23 protein-coding genes are annotated in these 21,328 nt (G+C 60.9%); 13 read left to right on the plus strand and 10 right to left on the minus strand.

Translation table 11 applies throughout. The annotated features are described in order from the left end of the window. Positions 1 to 129 precede the first annotated feature (129 nt). Entirely contained in the window at positions 130 to 918 is a 789-nt protein-coding gene (locus ASC96_RS13100) for an SDR family oxidoreductase (RefSeq protein ID WP_060503499.1), read from the plus strand. Continuing rightward, positions 915 to 2,942, plus strand: coding sequence for an excinuclease ABC subunit UvrC (gene uvrC, locus ASC96_RS13105; RefSeq protein ID WP_060503500.1), 2,028 nt, complete (start codon positions 915 to 917; stop codon positions 2,940 to 2,942). Before ASC96_RS13100 ends, uvrC begins: the two co-directional genes overlap by 4 nt. Positions 2,943 to 3,005: 63 nt before the next feature. On the opposite strand, the gene ASC96_RS13110 is transcribed toward uvrC, so the two are convergent. From ASC96_RS13110 to ASC96_RS13120, 3 genes are all read right to left on the minus strand, one after another. Continuing rightward, positions 3,006 to 3,692, minus strand: coding sequence for an alpha/beta hydrolase (locus ASC96_RS13110; protein WP_060503501.1), 687 nt, complete (start codon positions 3,690 to 3,692; stop codon positions 3,006 to 3,008). A gap of 108 nt (positions 3,693 to 3,800) precedes the next feature. Then, positions 3,801 to 4,532 carry a helix-turn-helix transcriptional regulator gene (locus ASC96_RS13115; protein ID WP_156393790.1) on the minus strand — a complete coding sequence of 244 codons (732 nt, stop codon included), beginning with the start codon at positions 4,530 to 4,532 and terminating at the stop codon, positions 3,801 to 3,803. Continuing rightward, complete coding sequence (locus ASC96_RS13120; protein ID WP_060503503.1) at positions 4,505 to 4,891, minus strand: hypothetical protein; 387 nt, start codon at positions 4,889 to 4,891, stop codon at positions 4,505 to 4,507. Before ASC96_RS13120 ends, ASC96_RS13115 begins: the two co-directional genes overlap by 28 nt. Before the next feature lie 214 nt (positions 4,892 to 5,105). On the opposite strand from ASC96_RS13120, the gene pgsA reads away from it, so the two are divergent. From pgsA to ASC96_RS13135, 3 genes are read left to right on the plus strand one after another with little or no spacing between them, the layout of a single operon-like run. Continuing rightward, the gene (gene pgsA / locus ASC96_RS13125; protein WP_060503504.1) at positions 5,106 to 5,693 is read left to right on the plus strand and encodes a CDP-diacylglycerol--glycerol-3-phosphate 3-phosphatidyltransferase; all 588 of its coding nucleotides are present in this window, start codon (positions 5,106 to 5,108) and stop codon (positions 5,691 to 5,693) included. Further along, positions 5,693 to 5,953, plus strand: a complete 261-nt coding sequence (gene moaD / locus ASC96_RS13130; RefSeq protein WP_060503505.1) for a molybdopterin converting factor subunit 1 — start codon at positions 5,693 to 5,695, stop codon at positions 5,951 to 5,953. The genes pgsA and moaD overlap by 1 nt, the downstream gene beginning before the upstream one ends. A gap of 4 nt (positions 5,954 to 5,957) precedes the next feature. Continuing rightward, complete coding sequence (locus ASC96_RS13135) at positions 5,958 to 6,422, plus strand: molybdenum cofactor biosynthesis protein MoaE (protein ID WP_060503506.1); 465 nt, start codon at positions 5,958 to 5,960, stop codon at positions 6,420 to 6,422. Between the two features lie 12 nt (positions 6,423 to 6,434). Here the strand turns inward: ASC96_RS13135 and ASC96_RS13140 are convergent, their stop codons facing one another. Then, positions 6,435 to 7,331 (minus strand): branched-chain amino acid ABC transporter permease, encoded by an 897-nt coding sequence (locus ASC96_RS13140; protein WP_060503507.1) that lies wholly within the window; start codon positions 7,329 to 7,331, stop codon positions 6,435 to 6,437. Between the two features lie 65 nt (positions 7,332 to 7,396). Here ASC96_RS13140 and ASC96_RS13145 point away from each other — a divergent pair, with 65 nt between their 5' ends. Then, positions 7,397 to 7,957: a CGNR zinc finger domain-containing protein gene (locus ASC96_RS13145; protein ID WP_060503508.1), complete on the plus strand. Its 561-nt coding sequence runs from the start codon at positions 7,397 to 7,399 to the stop codon at positions 7,955 to 7,957. After that, on the plus strand, positions 7,954 to 8,463 hold the full coding sequence (locus ASC96_RS13150; protein WP_060503509.1) for a hypothetical protein: 510 nt from the start codon (positions 7,954 to 7,956) through the stop codon (positions 8,461 to 8,463). Before ASC96_RS13145 ends, ASC96_RS13150 begins: the two co-directional genes overlap by 4 nt. A gap of 90 nt (positions 8,464 to 8,553) precedes the next feature. On the opposite strand, the gene ndk is transcribed toward ASC96_RS13150, so the two are convergent. Beyond that, positions 8,554 to 8,976, minus strand: coding sequence for a nucleoside-diphosphate kinase (gene ndk / locus ASC96_RS13155; RefSeq protein ID WP_037108924.1), 423 nt, complete (start codon positions 8,974 to 8,976; stop codon positions 8,554 to 8,556). 99 nt (positions 8,977 to 9,075) lie between these two features. Next, entirely contained in the window at positions 9,076 to 9,765 is a 690-nt protein-coding gene (locus ASC96_RS13160) for a glutathione S-transferase family protein (RefSeq protein ID WP_060503510.1), read from the minus strand. 142 nt (positions 9,766 to 9,907) lie between these two features. On the opposite strand from ASC96_RS13160, the gene ASC96_RS13165 reads away from it, so the two are divergent. Both ASC96_RS13165 and ASC96_RS13170 read left to right on the plus strand, forming a co-directional pair. After that, on the plus strand, positions 9,908 to 10,423 hold the full coding sequence (locus ASC96_RS13165) for a DinB family protein (protein WP_060503511.1): 516 nt from the start codon (positions 9,908 to 9,910) through the stop codon (positions 10,421 to 10,423). A 116-nt stretch (positions 10,424 to 10,539) separates the two neighbouring features. After that, entirely contained in the window at positions 10,540 to 10,761 is a 222-nt protein-coding gene (locus ASC96_RS13170) for a hypothetical protein (protein ID WP_060503809.1), read from the plus strand. 11 nt (positions 10,762 to 10,772) lie between these two features. Here ASC96_RS13170 and ASC96_RS13175 read toward each other — a convergent pair whose 3' ends face one another. Next, a complete protein-coding gene (locus ASC96_RS13175; protein ID WP_060503512.1) occupies positions 10,773 to 11,951 on the minus strand; it encodes a low temperature requirement protein A in 1,179 nt (392 codons plus the stop codon). A gap of 253 nt (positions 11,952 to 12,204) precedes the next feature. Between ASC96_RS13175 and ASC96_RS13180 the strand changes: the two genes are divergently transcribed. From ASC96_RS13180 to ASC96_RS13190, 3 genes are all read left to right on the plus strand, one after another. Continuing rightward, positions 12,205 to 13,284 carry a GGDEF domain-containing protein gene (locus ASC96_RS13180; RefSeq protein ID WP_060503513.1) on the plus strand — a complete coding sequence of 360 codons (1,080 nt, stop codon included), beginning with the start codon at positions 12,205 to 12,207 and terminating at the stop codon, positions 13,282 to 13,284. A gap of 58 nt (positions 13,285 to 13,342) precedes the next feature. After that, complete coding sequence (locus ASC96_RS13185) at positions 13,343 to 15,232, plus strand: ABC-F family ATP-binding cassette domain-containing protein (protein ID WP_060503514.1); 1,890 nt, start codon at positions 13,343 to 13,345, stop codon at positions 15,230 to 15,232. A gap of 218 nt (positions 15,233 to 15,450) precedes the next feature. Continuing rightward, positions 15,451 to 16,470 carry a transporter gene (locus ASC96_RS13190; protein ID WP_060503515.1) on the plus strand — a complete coding sequence of 340 codons (1,020 nt, stop codon included), beginning with the start codon at positions 15,451 to 15,453 and terminating at the stop codon, positions 16,468 to 16,470. Positions 16,471 to 16,651: 181 nt separating this feature from the next. On the opposite strand, the gene ASC96_RS13195 is transcribed toward ASC96_RS13190, so the two are convergent. Continuing rightward, positions 16,652 to 17,557 carry an EamA family transporter gene (locus ASC96_RS13195; RefSeq protein ID WP_060503516.1) on the minus strand — a complete coding sequence of 302 codons (906 nt, stop codon included), beginning with the start codon at positions 17,555 to 17,557 and terminating at the stop codon, positions 16,652 to 16,654. Positions 17,558 to 17,691: 134 nt separating this feature from the next. Further along, a complete protein-coding gene (locus ASC96_RS13200) occupies positions 17,692 to 18,555 on the minus strand; it encodes a DMT family transporter (protein ID WP_060503517.1) in 864 nt (287 codons plus the stop codon). Positions 18,556 to 18,637: 82 nt separating this feature from the next. On the opposite strand from ASC96_RS13200, the gene ASC96_RS13205 reads away from it, so the two are divergent. Beyond that, positions 18,638 to 20,056, plus strand: coding sequence for a PLP-dependent aminotransferase family protein (locus ASC96_RS13205; protein WP_060503518.1), 1,419 nt, complete (start codon positions 18,638 to 18,640; stop codon positions 20,054 to 20,056). Between the two features lie 17 nt (positions 20,057 to 20,073). On the opposite strand, the gene ASC96_RS13210 is transcribed toward ASC96_RS13205, so the two are convergent. After that, on the minus strand, positions 20,074 to 21,291 hold the full coding sequence (locus tag ASC96_RS13210) for an MFS transporter (protein ID WP_060503519.1): 1,218 nt from the start codon (positions 21,289 to 21,291) through the stop codon (positions 20,074 to 20,076). Positions 21,292 to 21,328 lie beyond the last annotated feature (37 nt).

Genomic DNA, 21,328 nt, shown 5'->3' on the forward strand with positions numbered 1-21,328 from the left:
AACAATATTAATAAAAAATATACTATAACATCTGAAAACAATTCAATTTAGCGCTTTTGCATTAATTTTTCCGAAACGAATGCGTGGGGCGGTTTCGCAATATTGGCGTGCCTCCTATATCCTTGCCGTATGCACACACACGAATCGCACGGCGGGACGCTGCCTTTGAAAACTGCATTGGTGACGGGTGGCGCCCGGCGCATCGGCAAGGCAATCGTTGAAGATCTGGCCGCGCACGGCTTTGCCGTGGCCATCCACGCCAATACGTCGCTTGCCGAGGCCGAGGCTCTGGCGGCGAACATCCGGGCGGCAGGTGGCAAAGCCGCGGCGATCGCCGCGGATCTGGCCGATACGGCCGCAGCGCAGACGGTCGTCGGCAAGGCAGTTGCCGCACTCGGGCCGATCGGTCTGCTGGTCAACAATGCATCCCTGTTCAAGAAGGACAGCCTCGACGAATTCGACGAAGCGGTCTGGGACCGGCATTTCGCCTTGCATGTCAAAGCACCATCGCTGCTGGCCCGCGACTTTGCCGCGCAACTGCCCGGCGGGAATTCCGGCCTGATCATTAATATCATCGACCAGCGTGTCTGGGCTCCAAATCCGAGATTTTATTCCTATATGTTGTCGAAATCAGCACTTCTGACGGCAACGGGAACGATGGCACAGGCTTTAGCACCGGCAATCCGCGTCAACGGCATCGGCCCCGGTCCGACATTGCCGAACGAACGGCAGGATAAGGAGGATTTCGACACACAGGTCGAGGCACTCATCTTGAAGCGTGGTCCCGCGCTCGACGAATTCGGCCGGACGATCCGGTTCCTGTTCGACACGCCGTCGATCACCGGGCAGATGATTGCGCTCGACGGCGGCCAGCACCTTGCCTGGGAAACGCCGGATATTTTGGAGATCGTGGAATGAACGGGCGCGTGTCCGGCGATGGCGGCATTCTCTATGATGAAAATGCCAGCGACGACGAAGACCTGATCGAGACGCCGGACGCGGCTGCGCCGGCGGCTATCGTCGACTGGGCGGAGACCAGCGCCATTCCCGACGGCTTGCGCGGCGCCGACCTGATCCAGGCCTTCGTCAAGCTTCTGCCCAACAGTCCCGGCGTCTACCGCATGTTCAACGAGGCGGGCGATGTGCTGTATGTCGGCAAGGCGCGAAGCCTGAAGAAGCGCGTCAGCAATTATGCGCAAGGCCGCCTGCATTCCAATCGCCTGACCAAGATGGTGCGCGAAACCGCCAATATGGAATTCGTCACGACGCGCACCGAGATCGAGGCGCTGCTGCTCGAAGCCAACCTGATCAAGCGCCTGCGGCCGCGCTTCAACGTACTTCTGCGCGACGACAAGTCTTTTCCCTATATCCTCGTCACCGGGGACAGCCGCGCACCGGCGCTGTACAAGCACCGCGGCGCCCGCAGCCGCAAGGGTGATTTCTTCGGTCCCTTCGCGTCGGCAGGCGCCGTCGGCCGTACCATCAACTCGCTGCAGCGCGCCTTCCTGCTGCGCACCTGCACCGACAGCGTCTTTGAAAGCCGCACCCGCCCCTGCTTGCTGCACCAGATCAAGCGCTGCGCCGCCCCCTGCACCCATGAGGTCAGCGACGCCGATTACGCAGAGCTTGTCACCGAGGCCAAGGACTTCCTGTCGGGCAAGAGCCAGGCGGTGAAGGCGACGATCGCCGCGGCGATGAGCGAAGCATCCGAAAACCTCGATTTCGAGCGGGCAGCGCTTTACCGCGACCGGCTGGCGGCGTTGTCGCATGTCCAGAGCCACCAGGGCATCAATCCGTCCGGCGTCGAGGAAGCCGATGTCTTCGCCATCCATCACGAAGGCGGCGTCTCCTGCATCCAGGTGTTTTTCTTCCGCACCGGCCAGAACTGGGGCAACCGCGCCTATTTCCCCAAGGCCGATCCGACACTCAGTTCCGCCGAGGTGCTCAGCGCCTTTCTGGCGCAGTTCTATGACGACAAGCCCTGTCCGCGGCAGATCCTGCTCTGTGAGACCGTCGAGGAACAGGAACTGCTGGCCGAGGCGCTCAGCGAAAAATCCGGTTACAAGGTCGCCATTCATGTGCCGCAGCGCGGCGAGAAGAAGGATCTGGTCGAGCATGCCGTTGCCAATGCGCGCGAGGCGCATGGCCGCAAGCTGGCCGAAACGGCCTCGCAATCGCGCCTGCTCGAAGGCTTTGCCACGACATTCAAGCTCGAGCGCATACCGCGCCGCATCGATATCTACGATAACTCGCACATCATGGGCACGAATGCCGTCGGCGGCATGGTGGTCGCGGGGCCGGAAGGTTTCGTCAAAGGCCAGTACCGCAAGTTCAACATCAAATCGACCGACATCACCCCCGGCGACGATTTCGGCATGATGAAGGAAGTGATGACGCGGCGGTTTTCACGCCTGCTCAAGGAAGAGGGAAAACCCGACCGCAACATCGAGATCGCCGAAGATGCGGCCTTCCCAGCCTGGCCAGACGTCATCCTGATCGACGGTGGTCAGGGGCAGATGACAGCAGTTCGCGCTATCCTGAAAGAATTGGATATCGAGGATTGCGTCGTTGCCATCGGCGTCGCCAAGGGTGTCGATCGCGAGGCCGGCCGCGAGCGGTTCTTCCCGCCGGGCGGCAGCCGCGACGGCTTCACTCTACCGCCGCGCGACCCCGTTCTCTATTTCATTCAGCGCATGCGCGACGAGGCGCACCGCTTTGCTATTGGCTCGCACCGGGCGCGGCGCAAGAAGGAGATGGTCAAGAACCCGCTCGACGAGATCGGCGGCATCGGCCCGACGCGCAAGCGCGCCCTGCTCCACCATTTCGGCACCGCCAAGGCCGTATCCCGCGCCGGCATCAACGACCTGATCGCCGTCGAGGGCATTTCGGAGGCGGTGGCACGGCTGGTCTACGACCATTTTCATGAGGATGGCACGAAGTAAGAATGGCGGGCGTGCTTGCCCGCCACCATTGCAAGTCCGGTCCGGGGATGAGGCCGGCCGGTGCTAGGCTTTTGCCGCCTCATCGATCAAGGCCGCGACTTCGACCGGCATCGACGCCAGCGAAGCATGGCTCGCCTTCAGCGTGATCACCTTCTTTGCGCCCAAACGGCCCGACATCCAGCGCTGGTTGTCGGGATGGATCATGTGATCCTCGCTGGAAATCTGGTACCAGCTGCTCTTGTTCTTCCATGCCGGATTGCTGATCTCGTTGCCGAATGTGCTGGCAAGCGGCGCCTTCTGGGTGATGCCCATGACCAGCCCTTCGTTGGCAGTCAGGTCCTGGCAGAAACTCTCGTGAAATTTCTCCGGCTTGACCCAGAGATAGCCGTCGCTGTCGGGTGCCAGGTTGGCGGCGGCAGCGGGCGGATTTTTGCCGGTGATGCCGCCGGGGCTCTCGCCGGCGTCAGGCGCAAACGCGGCAATATAGACAAGCCCTGTGACATTCGGCTGATTGCCCGCCTGGGTAATGACCGCGCCGCCGTAGGAATGGCCAACAAGAAGAACAGGCCCGTCGACCTGGGCAATCATCTTGCGGGTGCGCTCGGCATCGTCAGCAAGCGATGTCAGCGGCAACTCGACAGCCTTGATTGATCGATGGCCCAGACGGGCGAGTTCCACGATAACTTTGCTCCAGTGGGCCGCCCCGCCCCAGAAGCCGTGAACGAGAAGAATCGTCGGAACTTGTGCCATAAATTAATCTCCAGGTTATCGGATTGGAAATGACTGACAAGGATGGGTTATAGTCCCATCCCCATGCTCAGAAAATCCCTTTTCCATGACCGGATTGTGGCGCCGCCATCACGTCGCCAGCCGCCCCAGACCGGACAGCATCCGGGTCAACTCCGCCTGACGCCGTGTCCCCGTCTTGAGAAAAATACGCTTCAGATAGGTACGCACCGTTTCAAGCTTTAATCCAAGCTTGATCGACACGGCTTCCAGGCTTGCCCCGGAGGCCAGTTCACGCGCGACCCGCGCTTCCCCGGGGGTCAGATCGAACAGCCCGCTGAGGACGCGCATATCCGGCGCTCCGGCCGCGCAGACCGGCGTTGCGATCAGCACCGCAAAGCTTCGGGAAAAAATGTCGCGCGCATTTCTTCGAACAGGCATCAGGTGCAGGATCAGGGCCGGCGCGTTTCCCTCCGCAGCCAACGGGATGGATTGCACGTTTGACACCTGCGCGACGCTCAATTGCTCCAGCGCGGTGAGAACCAGTCCATTCGCCGCAAGGTTTTTCAACGAAATCCTGTTGCCGGCGCCAGTGCGGATGCGCGGTGCAAGCGCCTCCATATCCCCGTTCATGGCCAGAACCCGATTGTCGTCGCTGAGGACGGCGGCGGGAAGGCCAATCAATGACAGCGTCGATGTGATGCTCTGTGCCTGGCGGAAAATCATGCGCGACGAGATCAGCGCAGCGCGGGCGAGATCGCCTTTCAGGCTGTTGATGCGATCAAGCGCCTGACTTGAGAACGGCCCGTCTTCGCTGCGGGCAAGAAAATCAAAGATCAACGTGTGGCCCGAAGGTTCGGGCAAGACTGCTCCCAGCTCCAGCCAAGCCCGATCGGCCGCAGGAACGTGTTGTAGATGGCATCGTCTGCAATCTCGTCTGCGGTCATGATATCCACGTCGCGGGCAAAGGCCATCGGCGCCAACAACATGGAGCGTTCCGGGCGCGGATTATGCGGCCTCGCATCCGTCCCGGCATAGCGCTCCATTGCCTCTTCGATGTTTGGGGAACAGACCCACCGGATTGCCCCGCCGGTGTCGGCGGTCAGGATGCAGGCTGAAAAACCGCTCACCTCTTCCGCCAGACTGACGCAGACATCCGGCCAAAGCTCGGGAATGACCGCGGCTTCGTAGATTCGATCGATCAACGTCATGGCATCGGACATTATCTGCTCTTTGTTGGAGCATTTATTCGATTGTGCCTCATGGCCAACCGTTTTGCCAAGCGCAATGCGCAAACCCACCAAAAATGGGGGGATTGGTTCACCGTGCGTTCAGACGAATTCCGCCATAATTCGAGCCGATCTCTAATGACTGGTTGACGCCGCAGTCACAAAGTCCTTCATCTGTCACCAAAGAAATCGCAGAGAACCCGAATCGATGTCCACCACGCCTGCCGCCTACAACATTCCCAATCTCCTGACATATGCCCGTATTCTGGCCGTGCCGTTGATCGTCCTGTGTTTCTTCGTGGAAGGCAGACTGCAGAGTTCGGACTTCGCCCGCTGGACAGCACTGGGGCTGTTTGCCTTCGCCTCGATCACCGACTTCTTCGATGGCTATCTGGCGCGCATCTGGAAGCAGACCTCGAATATCGGCCGCATGCTCGATCCGATCGCCGACAAGCTGCTGGTGGCGTCCGTCCTGCTGCTCGTTGCCGCCGATGGCACGATTGCCGGCTGGTCGATCTGGGCTGCCATCATCATTCTCTGCCGCGAGATCCTGGTTTCGGGCCTGCGTGAATATCTCGCCGCGCTGAAGGTCAGCGTGCCGGTCACCCGCATCGCCAAGTGGAAGACGACGATCCAGATGGTGGCCATCGCCTTCCTGCTGGCAGGCCCCGCCGGCGACAAGGTCCTGCCCTACACGACCGAAATGGGCATCGGCCTGCTTTGGCTTGCCGCAGGCATCACCCTCTATACCGGCTATGACTACTTCCGCGCCGGCCTGAAGCACATGGTGGACTGATGACCAGCGTCAACCTCGTCTATTTCGCGTGGGTGCGTGAGCGGATCGGCAGGGACGAAGAAACGCTGGAGCTTCCCGACAGTGTGGTGACGGCGGGCGATCTGCTCGCCCACCTGAAGACACTCGGCGACGAATACGAGGCAGCGCTTGAGCATGAAAATGTCATCCGCGTCGCCATCAACCATGAACATGTCGAGCACGACGAAAAAATCGCCGGCGCACGCGAGATCGCTCTTTTCCCACCGATGACCGGAGGCTGAGGCCGTGGCTCCCGTCAAGGTTCGCGTCCAGCGCGACGATTTCGAACTTGCTGCGGAAGTACAGGCACTTTTGGCCGGCCGCCACGATATCGGTGCAGTCGTCACCTTTTCCGGACTTTGCCGCGACGAAGCCGGAACGCTGAGCGCGCTGGAGCTGGAGCATTATCCGGGCATGGCGGAAGCAGAAATCCGCCGCATCTGCGAAGAAGCCGTTGGCCGCTTCAGCTTGCAGGCCGCAACCGCCATCCATCGTTATGGCAAGATCGCGCCCGGCGAAAACATCGTGCTCGTCGTCACCGCCTCGCCGCACCGGCAGGCCGCGTTCGACGGCGCAAATTTCATCATGGATTTCCTCAAGACCGCAGCCCCCTTCTGGAAGAAGGAACATGCCGCCGATGGCTCCACGCGCGGCTGGGTCAGCGCCAAGGACGAGGATGACAGCGCCAGGGACCGCTGGACGAAGGATTGACTGGTCCAGCCGTCAGGGCTGAAACTGCTCCTTGCGCGTCAGCACCAAAAGCAGGACGAGGAACGAAAAGATCGCAAAATCCCGCCACAGCATTGGCCCATAGGCGCTCCAGAGCGTTTCGCTCAGGCCCATGGCGGCCGCGCCAACGGCCGCCAGCACCGGCGCCGTCTGCCCGCCGATCGCGGCAATGAACAGCACCTTGACCCCGAACACGATACCGGCGCCGAAATCCATCGTGCCATAATAGGCCGTGGCGAGAATGCCCGCGATCGCTGCCAGAAGCGAAGATAGGCCATAGGCGGCAATGAAGATGCGCCTGCCGTCGATACCGCAGAGTGCAGCCGCGCCCGCATCGTCCGACACCGCCCGCCAGGCACGGCCCCAGGCCGAGCGTGCCAGAAACAGATGCCCTGCCCCGACGAGCACTAGCATCAGCACCGTGTTCAAGAGCTGCACCACCGTCAGCGTCACCGGAAACTGCGGATCGGACCAGAGGGTCACCGGCGTATTGAGAAAAGGCGGCAGCCACAGGCTGCGCGTCTGCGCCGCGATCCGCGACAGCTCCATCAGCACCAGCGCAATGCCGAGCGAGACGACCACCACCGTATTGGCCGAGGTTGTCGCCAGCCGGTGCATGACCGAACGGCCGATCAAAAGGCCGGCCCCGAGCGTATAGACCAGCGCCGAAACAGCGCCGACAGCCAGGGCCGCTGGCAGAACCAGCCAGAGACAGTTCCAGGCAAAATCCGAAAACAGCAGAAACATCTGACCCGCAAAACCGAACAGCGCGCCATAGGTGAGGTCTGCCCGGCGGGTTACGGAAAAGGCAATGGAATAGCCGAAGGCGAGCAGCGCATAGAGAGCTGCGATAGGCAGGGCGCTGGCAAGCTGCTGCAGGAAATAGGCCATGACACATCCACTGATGACAAAATCAGTATAACTGGTAAAATACGTTTTACCAGTTAGGATATCGCATGACATTTTCCTGGACCCAGCATCGTTTTGCCGGTGGCGCGCTCGCTCTCGATGTCGCCAATTCGGTGATCCTGCGCTTTGACCCCGAGCGCCGGATCGACCGCTATGCCGATCCCGTTGCCATGCGCGACTTTGCCGCCGCGGCAAACCGGTTTTCGGTGGAGAAGGAACTATTCGGGACGCTGGAACCGGTGACGGTCGAAAACCGCGATGCGTTTCTCAATCTGCGCGAGACAACCGACCGGCATTTTCGCGCCAATGTGCTTGGCGCATCCACCGGAGCGGACCTTGCCGACCTGCTGGATGCGGCCTCCATCATCATCCGCAGGCATCCGGCAAAAACCGCACGTACGCCGCTTGATGCCGCCACAGCACGTTCGGCGCTCATGCTTGCCACGTTCACCGAACCGGAGCGGCTGAAAATCTGCCCCAATTGCCAATGGCTGTTTCTGGATCGCAGCCGCAACCGCAGCCGCACCTGGTGCGACATGACAGTCTGCGGCAATCGTGTGAAGGCAAACCGCCACTACCGGCGCCAGAAGAAGGAACTTGCCACATGACCAGCACACGCTTCGCCATGGTCCTTCTTGCCGCACTTGCGGGTCTTTCCGGCTGTCAACGCGAAACCGGACCGGACCCACTCGAACTCACCGGCAAGATGTTCGTCTTCAACTACCGCCTCGCCTATGCCACCTACATGATCACGCTGACGAAGACCGAACAGGTCGCCGATGGCAGCACGGTTACCGCCACATTCGAAGACCCATCGGGCGGCCCGCCCCTGACGCTTGACCGCAAGTTGTTTCCAAAACTCGACAAAGTGGTTCTCGAAAGTCCGGATGTCACCTGCGTGAAAAAGCAAAAACCCTATGCGGTGACCATCGAGGTCAAAGGTCCTGACGGCACTGTGCTGCAGACACTGAAGACCTCGGTCATCTCCAATCTCGACCAGGATATCATGCCGGCCGAAGCCCTGGTCGTCGGCCCGGCCTATGACAAGAACCCGGATGTCTTCAAGAACGGCAAGGCGCCAGAACATTTCCAGACGGCGAAATGCCCGGTTTGAAGCACCAAAACGTAAAAAGCCGGAGCGTTTCCGCACCGGCTTTTCTTCATTCATTTCAAGTCCTTCGGGCCAAAACCCTCAGGAATTGATTCAGCCGACGATTTCGGTGTCGGAGAACCAGTACTTGATTTCCTGGGCAGCGGTTTCCGGAGCGTCCGAACCGTGAACCGAATTTTCGCCGATCGACAGGGCGTGGGTCTTGCGGATCGTGCCTTCGTCGGCGTTGGCCGGGTTGGTCGCGCCCATGATTTCGCGGTTCTTCAGGATGGCGCCTTCGCCTTCGAGAACCTGAACGATCGTCGGGCCGGAGGTCATGCCTTCAACCAGTTCGCCGAAGAAAGGACGTTCCTTGTGAACAGCGTAGAAGCCTTCAGCTTCGCGGGTGCTCATCCAGACACGCTTGGAAGCGACGACGCGCAGACCTGCGTCTTCGAGCATCTTGGTGATGGCGCCCGTCAGGTTACGCTTGGTTGCGTCCGGCTTGATCATCGAAAATGTGCGTTCAATCGCCATTGTCTCAATTCCCTTGGTTTCCATAATCGGCGGCTTTTCCGCGAATTTGGCGGTTCAATAGCCGCCAAATCCGCGCAAAACAAGGGGGGCGGCGAAGTTTCACGCTGCTGTCACAGAGCGCCCGGCACCGTTATGGAGATCGAGGCAGCGCTCGAACCAGTCAAGGACCGGATCGCCCGGCTCAAGGATCGTCTTCGGCGAGACGATGCGCGACCATTGCAGCGGACCAAAGACGATATAGTCGGCAAACAGCGGCGTTTCGCCACCGATGAACGGTTGTTTCTTCAGTGTGGTGCGCAATGGCTCCAGCTTGGCGGCAAAGGTTTTCAGTTCACCGATCCCGGTTTCGGCGACCGCTTCCAGGCTCATCCCGAAGCGGGGTTCGCGCGAGGTGCGGAAAAATGCCTGGTCGGCCGGAGCAAGGCTGTCGTGGATATCCATCAGGATGATCCGGACAAGGGCCGGATGCAATGTCAGCTGCGACCAGCTTTCGACGAACCGTGCCATTGCCTGACCGCCCTCGCCGCCAAACAGCGATGGACGATCCGGATAGACATTGTCCAGATAGAGTGCGATGTCGAAACTGTCGCGAACCAACTGGTCACCGTCGCGCAGCACAGGCACCAGTGTCGTCGCGCCGTTTTCGATCGTCGGTATCTGCGTGAACCCGACCGCCTTGGTATAGTAGTCGAGCCCCTTGTGGGAGAGCGACAACATCGTCTTCCAGACATGCGGCGAAAACGGCCGGCTCTTGTCAGCGCCGCAGAGTGCGTAAAGGGTTCTATTCATGCCTGACCTCATCGATGGTGCGTGATCCGAGCCTTATTCGAAACCGGCAATCACGAACAATCAAATCAGTAAATTTCATGGGTCGCATCACCCACCGCGATGCGAATTGGCGCTAGACTGCAGAGAATCCTGGAGAACCGCGATGCTTGATCACTACAAGATGTTTGCCGACTACAACCGCTGGGCCAACCGCTTGGTCTATGAGGCCGCCGGCAAGCTTGACGACGCGCAGTATCGCGAAAACAAGGGGGCCTTCTTCGGCTCGCTGCATGCGACGCTCAACCATGTGCTATCGGCCGACCGGATCTGGATGAAACGCTTTACCGGCAGCGGCGAAGCGCCGAAAACACTCGACGGCATCCTGTTTGATAATTTCACCGCGCTATCGGCTGCTCGCGCTGCCGAGGACGATCGCATCGTCGCCTTCATCGCCGGTCTCAGCGAAGACGCGCTTGCCGGCCGCTTTACCTATACGCCGGTCAGCACCCCCGCTCCCGTCACCCAGCGCCTCGCCCCGCCACTTGCCCATTTCTTCAACCACCACACCCACCATCGCGGCCAGTGCCATATGACGCTGACGGCGCTTGGGGCACCGAGCCTTGGATTGGACATGAGCTATTTCCTGCGCACGCCGGAATTCCGGCATTACGCAGACTGACTCAACCAGCGGAAATCATTCGGCTCTTCGCGTCAGTCACATCAATGTCACAAGGCTTGAGCAAGTCAGCCGCGTCATAGTCCCTTCATATTTTAAGAATGGAGCAGGACAACACCATGGATTGGTATCCCATCGAAGCGCTTGAGGCCGGCAAACTGGCTGTTCTGCATTTTGAAAACCAGGGCGAACAGCGCTGGGTCGGATATATCCACGGTGACGGCATCTGCCATTGGCCGGAAAATGTGTCGGGCCGCCGCCCCGATGGCTGGCAGGATTTGTCCGCCCTGTTTGCAACGCTGCCCAAAAGCGCAAAGCAGATCGTCTCGGCATCCCTCTGACGCCTGCCCGGTTATGCGGCCCTGCCCTTGGCGGGCCGCAACGCCAGATATTCCCATATAGCGACAATGAAAAGAACCGCAGTCGCGGTGATCTGGATGACGTAATTGCTGCTGAACGGCACCAGCACGGCGCTTGCCGTCAGCAGAACCAGCCCGGCGATATGCGAGACCGGGATTTTCCGCGCAACCGCCATTTTCACCCAGATATTGCCCGCCAGAAACAGGATCGGGCCACCGATCATCGCCAGCGCATTTTTCAAAGAGCTATCCTCCTGCGCATGCGACAGGCTGAAATCCTCGCCGACTGCCGTCAGGATGATACCGGCAATGATCGGCAGGTGGCCGTAGGTGAACAGATTATGGGCCACGCTCTCCGGCCGCGAAGTGTTCTCCGCCTTGTCGGCCGCATCCGCCTGCCCGTGGTGGAAATAGATCCACCACATGAAACCGGTGCTCAGAAACGCGCTGCAGAACACGGCGAAGGTCGTGTTCGAGTTCATATGTTCAGCGGCGTTCTTGCCGGTCGTCAGGATCGCCTCGCCAAGGCAGATGATCACGAACAGGGCGCAACGCTCGGCCATGTGCTCGCCCGAAACATCCAGCGTTTCCGGTGGCGACTTTCCAAGCCCCGGCACGGCGTAGCGAAGTGCGGGCAACGCATAGTCGATGGCAACAGCCAGGCTCCACAAGGCGATCCGGCCTTCTAGGTCCATCATCGCGCCCGCCAGCCAGAAGACCGCCGAGGCCAGCGACCAGAGCGTGATCCGCACGAATGTGGTGAATGCGGCATCATCGACGCCGCGATAGGCGTAAAGCGTGAAGAGCGAACGGCCGGTCTGCATGGCGCAGTAGATCAGCGCAAACATCACCCCGTGCGCGCCAAAGGCTTCCGGCAGAGCAAGCGCTAAAAGCACGCCGCCGAACATCAGGCAAAACAGCATCAGCCGGACAGCCTCCCTGCCGGTGTGCAGCAAATTGGTCACCCAGGTAGTGTTGATCCAGACCCACCAGATCGCCAGCACCAGAAGCGCCGATTCAAAGGCGGCGGTCGGCCCGAAATCGGAAGCGAGCGTATGCGAGAGCTGCACGAGCGCAAAGACGAAGACGAGATCGAAGAACAGTTCTGGAAAGCTGGCGCTGGTCTGGTCCGGCTCTTCGGTGCGCAGCCAATTCGAACGTTTAAGCGGCATGAGACGCTCCGTGCTCGACGTTGACGCCGATTTTTTCACCGCTGCTTTTCACCCGACCATCCTGCGCAAGATATGTTCCCGCCTGCGGGGCATATAGAGCGCTGCCCTCTGCAGGCAACGGCGCAGTTCAAGGCGGCCCGGCAGTTGTGCCTGGGGTGAAACGCTCGCGCCTTTGACAGTCTTTTAATCCCGATGGTTTATCAGCAATGTCTTGCAACCACCGCGCATCAAGCGGTTTTGTGAAGGATAGGCTATGACGGACAAGCCCCAGCTCGATGGCAATCAGGCGCAGAATGCCGCGATCCTGCTCAAGGTCGCCCAGACCATGGCAAAGCTTGGCGTCGCGCCCTTTCCGCGCAATTACGAGCTGTTCTATGAGGCTCTGTCGGGCCACAATCCGCAGCTCAGCCGGGAATTTGCAGCCCTTGGCGCTCACCCCCAGCAAAACCAGATCGAACAGCTCGGCGTCAAATATCATCTCTCCGGGTTTGCCGCGATCGAGGCCGATACGATCCGCGCCGATACCGCCCGTTCGATCTCCGCGGTCAGCCATGCCTTGAAGGACAGCATCGCCAAGAAGGAGGTCTTTGCCGCGATGCTGCGTAGCTTCATCACCCGGCTGGAAACCGATCCCGTCGCCGGCATGTCCGATTTCGCCGACGATGCCGCGCGCCTGCGCGACGCGGTTGCGGTGTTCGAGCGGGAGGAAAAAGCTTTTGCCGCTGCCATGAACGAGACGGTGACGCAGCTTGGCGGCATCGACAGCGATATCGAAGCGATGCGCAAGGCCGCGACCCGCGATCCCATCACCGGCCTGCCCAACCGCATAGCCTTCTCGGCCAAGCTGACGGCGCTCTATGACGACGGCAAGGCTGTTGGCCCGGCAGCTTTGGCGCTTGTCACCGTTGAAGGCCTGCGCGAGATGGGCGAGCGCCATGGCGCCGCGGCCGTCGAGAAGGCACTGAAGAAGTTGGCGCCGGAATTCCGCAAGTCCGTCAAGAAGAACGATTTCGTCGCCCGCATCGGCACCGACGAGTTCGCCTTCGTCTTCCACGACGTTTCGGCCGATAACGCCGAAGCCATCGCCCAGCGCATCTGCGCCTCGGTCGAAGGCGTGCAGGTCGCCCTGCCGAACCGGGCGTTCACGACGCAGACCCTGTCGCTCTCCACCGGCATTTCCATGGCCTTTACCGCGTCGGGCGGCGTCGATCTGTTCACCCAGGCCGAGCTTGCGCTCAGAGCCGTACGCAGCGGCGGCAAGCCCGGTACATTGGTGTTCTCGGCCGCGATCGGCGGCCGGATAAAAAAAACCTACGCTCCACACGTCGCCTGATCAGTGTGCGGCGCGGCAAACCCTTGCCTTCTCGGCTGAGTTCGGCCAAAACGCCGCCATGATCACGCTCAATAACGTTTCGGCCCGCATCGTCGGACGCCTTCTCATCGACCAGGCCACGGTTGCGCTGCCGGCCGGCATCAAGGCTGGCCTCGTCGGCAAGAACGGGGCTGGCAAGTCGACCCTGTTCAAAATCATCACCGGCGACATGGAAGCCGAAACCGGCTCGGTTTCGATCCCCAAGAACGCCCGTATCGGCCAGGTGGCGCAGGAAGCCCCCGGCACCGAGGAGCCGCTGCTCGAGATCGTGCTGAAGGCCGACAAGGAGCGCGAGGCGCTGCTGGCCGAAGCGGAGACCGCGACCGATCCGCACCGCATTGCCGAAATCCATATGCGGCTTGCCGATATCCAGGCGCATTCGGCCGAATCGCGCGCCGCCAGCATCCTGGCCGGTCTCGGCTTCGATGCGGCCGCGCAGTTGCGGCCGGCCTCGTCGTTCTCCGGCGGCTGGCGCATGCGCGTCGCTCTGGCGGCCGTCTTGTTTTCCGAGCCGGACCTGCTTCTGCTCGACGAGCCGACCAACTATCTCGACCTTGAAGGCACGCTGTGGCTTGAGGATTACATCGCCAAATATCCGCACACGGTCATCATCATCAGCCATGACCGCGATTTGTTGAACACCGCGGTCAACGCGATCATCCATCTCGACCAGCAGAAGCTGACCTTCTATCGGGGCTCCTACGACCAGTTCGAGCGTCAGCGCGCCGAAGCCAACGAGTTGCAGGCCAAGGCAAAGGTAAAGAACGATGCGGCGCGAAAGCACCTGCAGTCGTTCATCGACCGCTTCAAGGCCAAAGCATCAAAGGCCCGCCAGGCGCAGTCGCGCGTCAAGGCGCTGGAGCGCATGGGGACGGTCTCGGCCGTCATCGAAGATCATGTTCAGGGCTTCAAGTTCCCTGATCCGGAAAAGGAAGCGGCCTCGCCGATCATCGCGCTGGAAAACGGCACCGTCGGTTACACGCCGGGCAAGCCGATCCTGCAGCATCTGTCGCTCCGGATCGATACGGACGACCGCATCGCGCTGCTCGGTTCGAACGGCAATGGTAAATCGACCTTCGCCAAGCTGATCTCCGGCCGTCTTCCCGCGACCGGCGGCTCGGTGCAGGTGGCACCGGGACTCAAGATCGGCTTCTTCGCCCAGCATCAGCTTGACGACCTGATCCCCGAACATGATGCAGTCGAGCATGTGCGCCAGCGCATGCCGGGTGCGACCGAGGGCAAGGTGCGCGCCCGCGTCGCCCAGATGGGGCTTGCCACTGCCAAGATGAGCACGCCTGCCAAGGATCTCTCTGGTGGCGAAAAAGCCCGCCTGCTGATGGGGCTTGCCGCGTTCGATGCGCCGAACCTTTTGATCCTCGACGAACCGACCAACCATCTGGATATCGACAGCCGCAATGCGCTGATCCAAGCGCTGAACGAATATACCGGCGCCGTCATTCTGATCTCGCACGACCGGCACCTGATCGAGGCGACGGCCGACCGGCTGTGGCTGGTGAAAGACGGCACCGTCTCCAACTATGACGGCGACCTTGAAGACTATCGCTCAACCATCGTCCAGAGTTCGCGCGGCAAGGGCAACAAGGACAAGGGCGCAGCCGTCGAAGACAACCGGTCCAAAGCCGAGCAACGCAAGGCCGCAGCCGACAAGCGGGCGGCATTTGCCCCCTTGAAGAAAAAGATCAACGATATTGAATCCTTGACGGCAAAGCTGGAGAAACAGATTCAGGTTCTCGACAAGGAGCTTGAAGACCAGGACCTCTACGAGAAATTTCCAGCCAAGGCAGCGGCCAAGGTCAAGGAACGCGCAGAGGTCGTCAGCAAACTGTCCAAGGCCGAAGAGCACTGGATGGAACTGTCGACCGAGTATGAAGAGGCGATGGCGAGCTGATCGACGGCCCCATCGGGGCGTGGACTTGCTATCAGGATCGGCGCTGCCTGCAACAGAGGCGCGACGCGCCTCAGGCCGCGAAGGTGTATTTTCAACGCGAATTACCACAAACACCACTTTGCGGCAATTCAAGCGGATCCCCTCATATTTATCGAACTGGCTAGCGGGCATCCGCCCGACTCGGTATATCTAGGCAATGTGCTTAGGGGGAAGATGACATGACAACGCCAAATAGACGCCACCGGTCAACTTCCCGGCTTCGTACACGCTCTGCCATCGGGCTGGGGCTGGCGGCTCTGTTGACACAAGTCTCTGCCGCTTATGCGGATGAAGGGGGCATCAGCGTCTATCTGCCAGGTTTCTATGGCAGCTTTGCTTCCGCGCCGACGGAACCGGGTTGGTCACTTGCAACCGTCTACTTCCACACGAGCGTCGATGCCGGGGCAGACGCGGCTTTCCCCCGCGGTGGCGGAGGTCAGGTCGACGTCGGCCTTGAGGGACGGAGCGATGCGGTGTTTTTCGTTCCGACCTACACCTTCGCGGAGCCTGTTCTGGATGGTGCGCAGGCCTCGGTCGGGATGCTGTTGCCCGTGCTGCGCAGCCGGGCACAAGTCGATGCGACGCTGACCGGCCCTCTCGGCGGGACTATTTCCGGAAGCCGCAGCGACACATTGACCGCATTTGGAGACATTGCGCCGTTCGGAACGCTGAAATGGAACGACGGCGTCAACAACTACATGGTCTACACGACTGTGAGCCTGCCAGTCGGGTCCTATGATGCCGATCGCATCGTCAATGCCGGGTTCGGGCATGCTGCCATCGATTCAGGCGTGGGCTATACCTATTTCAATCCCGCGTCCGGCAATGAATTCTCGATCACAGGCGGCCTGACCTACAATTTCGAAAATCCCGACACGGACTATAAAAACGGGATCGATGGCCATATCGACTGGGCTGCCTCGCACTTCCTCAATGAACAGCTCCATGTGGGGGTCGTCGGCTATGCCTTTCAGCAATTGAGTGGCGATAGCGGCGAAGGCGCTTCTCTCGGCGACTTCAAGTCGCGTGTGTTCGGCATTGGGCCACAGGTCGGATACAAATTCGCCGTCAGCGACGAGACGGCAGGCTATGTCAATCTGAAAGGCTTTTACGAGTTCGGGGCGAAGAACCGTCCAGAGGGTTGGAATACCTGGCTCACCTTGAGCTTTTCGCCCGCCAGCAAGCCCAAGGCGAATTAGCGTCCGCTGGATCAACCCGGCAATGCCCGATGATGGCGGCTTGCGGCGCGTTCCGGCTGGGTGATCGCAAAAGTCAGCCGGGCAATTTCACTGCGCAGCCGGCTTTGCGGCTGCATGCATTCCACGCCCAGGTTCTGAGGGGAACCAGTCCCGTCTCCTACCCGTGCGCGCATCTTGGCATTCACGCTGCCAACGGCCGTTTCCTGCCCGGGATGGTCATGGCCATGACGCCGGCGATCACGCAGGCAAGCCCCACCAAGGCTGTGCTGCTGATGCTCTCCCCCAGATAGATGACGCCGATCGCGACCCCGATGGGCACGCGCAGATAGGCCTGTGCGGTCGTGCCGACGGAACCAAGCGTGTGCACCAGCCGGAAATAGATGACAAAGGCCAGCGCCGTCGAAAACACCGAGAGGCACAGAAGCGCGAGAATGGAGGCTACGGAAGGCGCCAGCGTCCATGGCCGGTCGATGACAAAACTGAGCGGCATCAGGATGAAAGCACCGCAGATCAGCGATCCCGCCGCAGGCATCATCGGATCGAGAGCCTTGAAGCCGCGGCCGAAGATGGCGGCACCGGCATAGCAGATCGTCGCGGCGACGATCGCAAGCTGGGCCGGTATTTGTTCACCCGCCCCGTTCAACGCCCCGAGGCCAACGACCAGGGTAATTCCCGCGATACCCGCGACAACGCCAAAAAGCTTGCGTCCCGTCACCGGTTCGTGACGCGTCAACAGCGCCGTCAGCAGAAAGGCGAAGATCGGTGTGGTCGAATTGAGGATCGCCGCCAGACCGGCATCGACGGTTTTTTCCGCCCAGGCAATCAGGGTGAAGGGAATCGCGCTGTTCAGGCACGCCTGAAACAGGAACCGGCCCCATGTCGCCCTGTCCTTTGGCAGAGAGAGCCCCCGAAAATGCAGAACCACCAGCAGCAACAAGCCGGCGATCAGCGTGCGGGTGGCAATCAGCGTGATCGGGGGAATGGTCTCCACACCGATCTTGATGAAAGTGTAGGATGCACCCCAGAGCGTTGCGAGCCCCAGCAGCAGCGCCAGCTCTTTCCTCAGGTTTATCGTGTCCGCAGTCATGATCGTCTCGCCTCAGAGGAATTGTCAAATTCCATCCTGTTATAGCGACCGTAACGCCGGAATGCTTCGATGAACACCGAAGTGTAAAAGCTCGTTTGCGGGAACTCAATTAGCCACAGGCAAAGCCATCTTGTTTACCGGGCGAATTTTCGCGCACCGGCGACGCACAGAATGACCGCGACGGTGACCGCCAGCATCATGGAACTCACCGGCTCATGCAAAAGGGTTGCCGCCAGCGCCAGACCAAAGAACGGCTGCAGCAATTGCAACTGACCGACCGCAGCGATGCCGCCTTGTACAAGGCCACGATACCAGAAGATGAAACCAATCAGCATGCTGAACAGCGACACATAGGCAAGGCTGAGCCAGGTGGGCAATGCGACATCAGAGAATGTCGGTGGCATAAAGGCAATCGACAGGGCGATCATCACCGGCAGCGACAGGACGAGCGCCCAGGAGATCACCTGCCAGCCGCCGAGCGTCCGCGACAGTCTCGCCCCTTCGGCATACCCGAGCCCGCAGACGATGATGGCGGCAAGCATCAGTCCATCGCCTACGGGTGACGACGCGCCGCCCTGCAGCAGAGCAAAACCGGCCACCACTGCACTGCCGAGTACGGAGAATATCCAGAAGGCCGGCTTCGGTCGCTCGCCACCGCGCAGAACGCCGAAGATCGCCGTCGCCAATGGCAGCAGGCCGACGAAGACGATGGAATGCGCCGAGGTGACATACTGCAGCGCCAGTGCCGTCAGCAGCGGAAAGCCGGCGACCACGCCGAGGGCAACCACTATCAGCGAGATGATATCGTTTCGCGACGGCCGCTTCTGCCGGAAGACGACAAGCAGGCAGAGAGCCAGGACACCGGCAATCGCCGCGCGCGCCACCGTCAGGAATACCGGATCCAACTGCATCACCGCCACGCGGGTCGCGGGCAGCGAGCCACTGAAGATCACCACGCCGATCAATCCATTGATCCACCCGCTCGCCACCCGGTCCATCCGACACTCCTTCGTTTTCCCCTTATCGGCGGCGGTGGCTGGCAAAGCCAGCGACACTCCTATACAGTTTGGCAAAACTGTTATGGTATCGGATCACATACAGATGGCTGACGAAACGAAGAGCGGCACCCGGATAGCCATGGTCATCGCCACGATCAGGCAACGTATCGCGGGCCGCAGCCTGACATCAGGCGACAAGCTGCCGTCGATCCGTGCGTTTGCACGGACGTTGCAGGTCTCCACCTCCACCGTGGTCGAGGCCTATGACCGGCTCGCTGCTGAAGGAGTGATCCAGCCGCGTCCCGGCTCCGGGTATTATGTGGCAAGCCAGGCCGCCCCGTTTGCCGTGTCCGAAGCCGGGCCGAAGCTGGACCGGGCGGTCGATCCCTTCTGGGTGTCGCGCCAGTCGCTCGATGCAGCCAGCGATGATCTCAAGCCGGGATGCGGTTGGTTGCCGCCCTCCTGGCTGCCGGACGACGGCATGCGCCGCGCCTTGCGAACCCTGTCGCGCGCCGACGGCCCCTCGCTCGCCGACTATGGCACGCCGCTTGGCCTGCCACCGTTGCGCCAACTGATTGCGCGCCGAATGGGCGATCACGGCATCGACGCCTCGCCGGGCCAGATCATGCTGACGGAATCGGGAACCCAGGCGCTGGATCTCCTGTGCCGGTTTCTGCTCGAGCCGGGTGATACCGTCTTGATTGACGATCCCTGCTATTTCAATTTTCATGCGCTGCTGCGTGCCCATCGCGCCCGCATCGTCAGCGTTGCCTACACGCCCACAGGCCCGGATATCGAGCAATTCGCGAGGGTGCTGCAGGAGCACAAGCCGCGGCTCTACATCACCAATTCCGCCATTCACAACCCGACCGGGGCGACGCTGTCGCCGGTGACGGCGCACCGGGTGCTCAAACTCGCCGAACAGGCAGGGTTGACCATCATCGAGGACGATATCTTCGCCGATTTCGAGCATGTGGCCGCCCCAAGGCTGGCTGCCTTCGACGGGCTTGAACGCGTCATCCATATCGGCAGCTTTTCCAAGACGCTGTCGGCATCGGCGCGCTGCGGCTTCATCGCCACCCGCCCGGACTGGATCGAAGGACTGATCGACCTGAAGATCGCCACCACATTCGGCGGTGGCCCCCTGACCGCCGAACTGGTGCTGAATGTGCTGCGCGACGGCAGCTACCGGAAACACATGGAGGGGCTGCGCCTGCGCCTTTCCCGCGCCATGGCTGACGTCTGCGCCCGGTTGAAGAACCTTGGGCTCGTCCCGTGGATCGAGCCGCAGGCCGGGATGTTTCTATGGTGCCAGTTGCCGGATGGCCTTGATGCGGCAGAGATCGCCCGCGAAGCGCTGGCCGGCAACATCGTCCTTGCCCCCGGCAACGTCTTCAGCCTGTCGCAGTCGGCCACCAGCTTTCTGCGGTTCAATGTCTCCCAGTGCCAGGACGGCCGCATTTTTGAGGTCCTGCGAAAGGCAATCGCGCGGCAGCGCTAACCGGCCACCCGCAAATCTCAGGCGTCCTGCGATTGTGCGGCGGGCAGCTCCTCCTCGTCCGCGGCGGTTTTCTCTGTGCCGAAAATTTGGCGCGGAAAAAGCGGAACAATCAGCACCGGCAACAGCACCAGAAGATAGAAGAATGCCAACGGGCCGAAATGCTCCGCCATCAGTCCGGCGAGCACCGGTCCGGCGATGATTGCAAGCGACAGAACGAAAAACACCGTTCCCGCTCCCACCGACGGCCGGTCCCGGAAGAGCGATATGCCCCAGACGAGGAACCCGTTTCCCGGGGCGATGGACGAGACGCCGAACAGAATGGCTGACGTGAACACGGCAGCCGGATTGCCTGGCGCCACGGTAAGCAGCAAGTAGGATAGGCCGCAGACAGGCATGCTGATCGCAAGCAAGCCCCGGACACCAAACCGCCGCACCGCCTCCCCCGTGAACATCGCCGGCAGTCCGGCGACACCGAGCAGAACCCAGAAGAGCCGGTCGGCCGGGAAGGACATGCCGCCGGTCGAGACGATGAGGTCGACGGCGAAGGTCAGATAGGTGCTCAGAAGCAATCCATAGACAAAAAGCGACAGATAGAGCGGCAGACATATGGCGCGCAAAAATAGCCCCGGACGGAGAGGCAACCTTGCCTGCCCCCCTTCTCGGTGCAGCCGGTCCTCGGGAAGAAGCCAAGCCTGCCACAGCGTCACGGCGAGGCCAATGACGCCCATGGCGATCCAGACCTGCTGCCAGGACGATTGCAGCCAGTAGGCCGCCAATCCGGTGACAATCAGGCCGGGTGCCGCGCCAGCGTTGACCGCCGCAATGGCCCGCGTCTTCCATCGCGCCGACAGCCAGGCTTCGATTGCCTCGAACATCGCAGGCGACAGGATGCCACCACCGATCCCGGCAAGGACGATGCCACCAGCCGCGACTTCAAAGCGTGTCGCAAGACCGGTTAGCAGCAGGCCGCAGGTGGTGATCAGGCCCGCCGCGACAATCACGGTCCGCGGCCGGAAATAGATGGCGCTCGCCGAAGCAATGACGGTTGCCAGAAGATAGACGGCGGTATTGAGGCTTGCGATCAGGGCAAGATCGACAGTGCCAACATCGAAGTCCGTGCGAATGGACGGCAGGAAGAGGCCATAGGCATATCGCCCCATGCCATAGGTAACGCTGACCATGGCCACACAGCCGGCGATGAAGGGGAATGAAAATCCGTCCGGTGCGCGCTGCATGCCCTGTCTTTCAAATCCATTTTGCCGTGATGGCTTG

Origin of the sequence: Rhizobium sp. Root1204 (assembly GCF_001424965.1) — a bacterium.
Lineage (GTDB): Bacteria > Pseudomonadota > Alphaproteobacteria > Rhizobiales > Rhizobiaceae > Pararhizobium.

Coding starts and splice junctions, on each gene's coding strand:
- ASC96_RS13100 (WP_060503499.1), top strand. CDS start 130: ATGCACACACACGAATCGCACGGCGGGACGCTGCCTTTGAAAACTGCA.
- uvrC (WP_060503500.1), top strand. CDS start 915: ATGAACGGGCGCGTGTCCGGCGATGGCGGCATTCTCTATGATGAAAAT.
- ASC96_RS13110 (WP_060503501.1), bottom strand. CDS start 3,692: ATGGCACAAGTTCCGACGATTCTTCTCGTTCACGGCTTCTGGGGCGGG.
- ASC96_RS13120 (WP_060503503.1), bottom strand. CDS start 4,891: ATGTCCGATGCCATGACGTTGATCGATCGAATCTACGAAGCCGCGGTC.
- pgsA (WP_060503504.1), top strand. CDS start 5,106: ATGTCCACCACGCCTGCCGCCTACAACATTCCCAATCTCCTGACATAT.
- moaD (WP_060503505.1), top strand. CDS start 5,693: ATGACCAGCGTCAACCTCGTCTATTTCGCGTGGGTGCGTGAGCGGATC.
- ASC96_RS13140 (WP_060503507.1), bottom strand. CDS start 7,331: ATGGCCTATTTCCTGCAGCAGCTTGCCAGCGCCCTGCCTATCGCAGCT.
- ASC96_RS13145 (WP_060503508.1), top strand. CDS start 7,397: ATGACATTTTCCTGGACCCAGCATCGTTTTGCCGGTGGCGCGCTCGCT.
- ASC96_RS13150 (WP_060503509.1), top strand. CDS start 7,954: ATGACCAGCACACGCTTCGCCATGGTCCTTCTTGCCGCACTTGCGGGT.
- ndk (WP_037108924.1), bottom strand. CDS start 8,976: ATGGCGATTGAACGCACATTTTCGATGATCAAGCCGGACGCAACCAAG.
- ASC96_RS13160 (WP_060503510.1), bottom strand. CDS start 9,765: ATGAATAGAACCCTTTACGCACTCTGCGGCGCTGACAAGAGCCGGCCG.
- ASC96_RS13165 (WP_060503511.1), top strand. CDS start 9,908: ATGCTTGATCACTACAAGATGTTTGCCGACTACAACCGCTGGGCCAAC.
- ASC96_RS13170 (WP_060503809.1), top strand. CDS start 10,540: ATGGATTGGTATCCCATCGAAGCGCTTGAGGCCGGCAAACTGGCTGTT.
- ASC96_RS13175 (WP_060503512.1), bottom strand. CDS start 11,951: ATGCCGCTTAAACGTTCGAATTGGCTGCGCACCGAAGAGCCGGACCAG.
- ASC96_RS13180 (WP_060503513.1), top strand. CDS start 12,205: ATGACGGACAAGCCCCAGCTCGATGGCAATCAGGCGCAGAATGCCGCG.
- ASC96_RS13185 (WP_060503514.1), top strand. CDS start 13,343: ATGATCACGCTCAATAACGTTTCGGCCCGCATCGTCGGACGCCTTCTC.
- ASC96_RS13190 (WP_060503515.1), top strand. CDS start 15,451: ATGACAACGCCAAATAGACGCCACCGGTCAACTTCCCGGCTTCGTACA.
- ASC96_RS13195 (WP_060503516.1), bottom strand. CDS start 17,557: ATGACTGCGGACACGATAAACCTGAGGAAAGAGCTGGCGCTGCTGCTG.
- ASC96_RS13200 (WP_060503517.1), bottom strand. CDS start 18,555: ATGGACCGGGTGGCGAGCGGGTGGATCAATGGATTGATCGGCGTGGTG.
- ASC96_RS13205 (WP_060503518.1), top strand. CDS start 18,638: ATGGTATCGGATCACATACAGATGGCTGACGAAACGAAGAGCGGCACC.
- ASC96_RS13210 (WP_060503519.1), bottom strand. CDS start 21,291: ATGCAGCGCGCACCGGACGGATTTTCATTCCCCTTCATCGCCGGCTGT.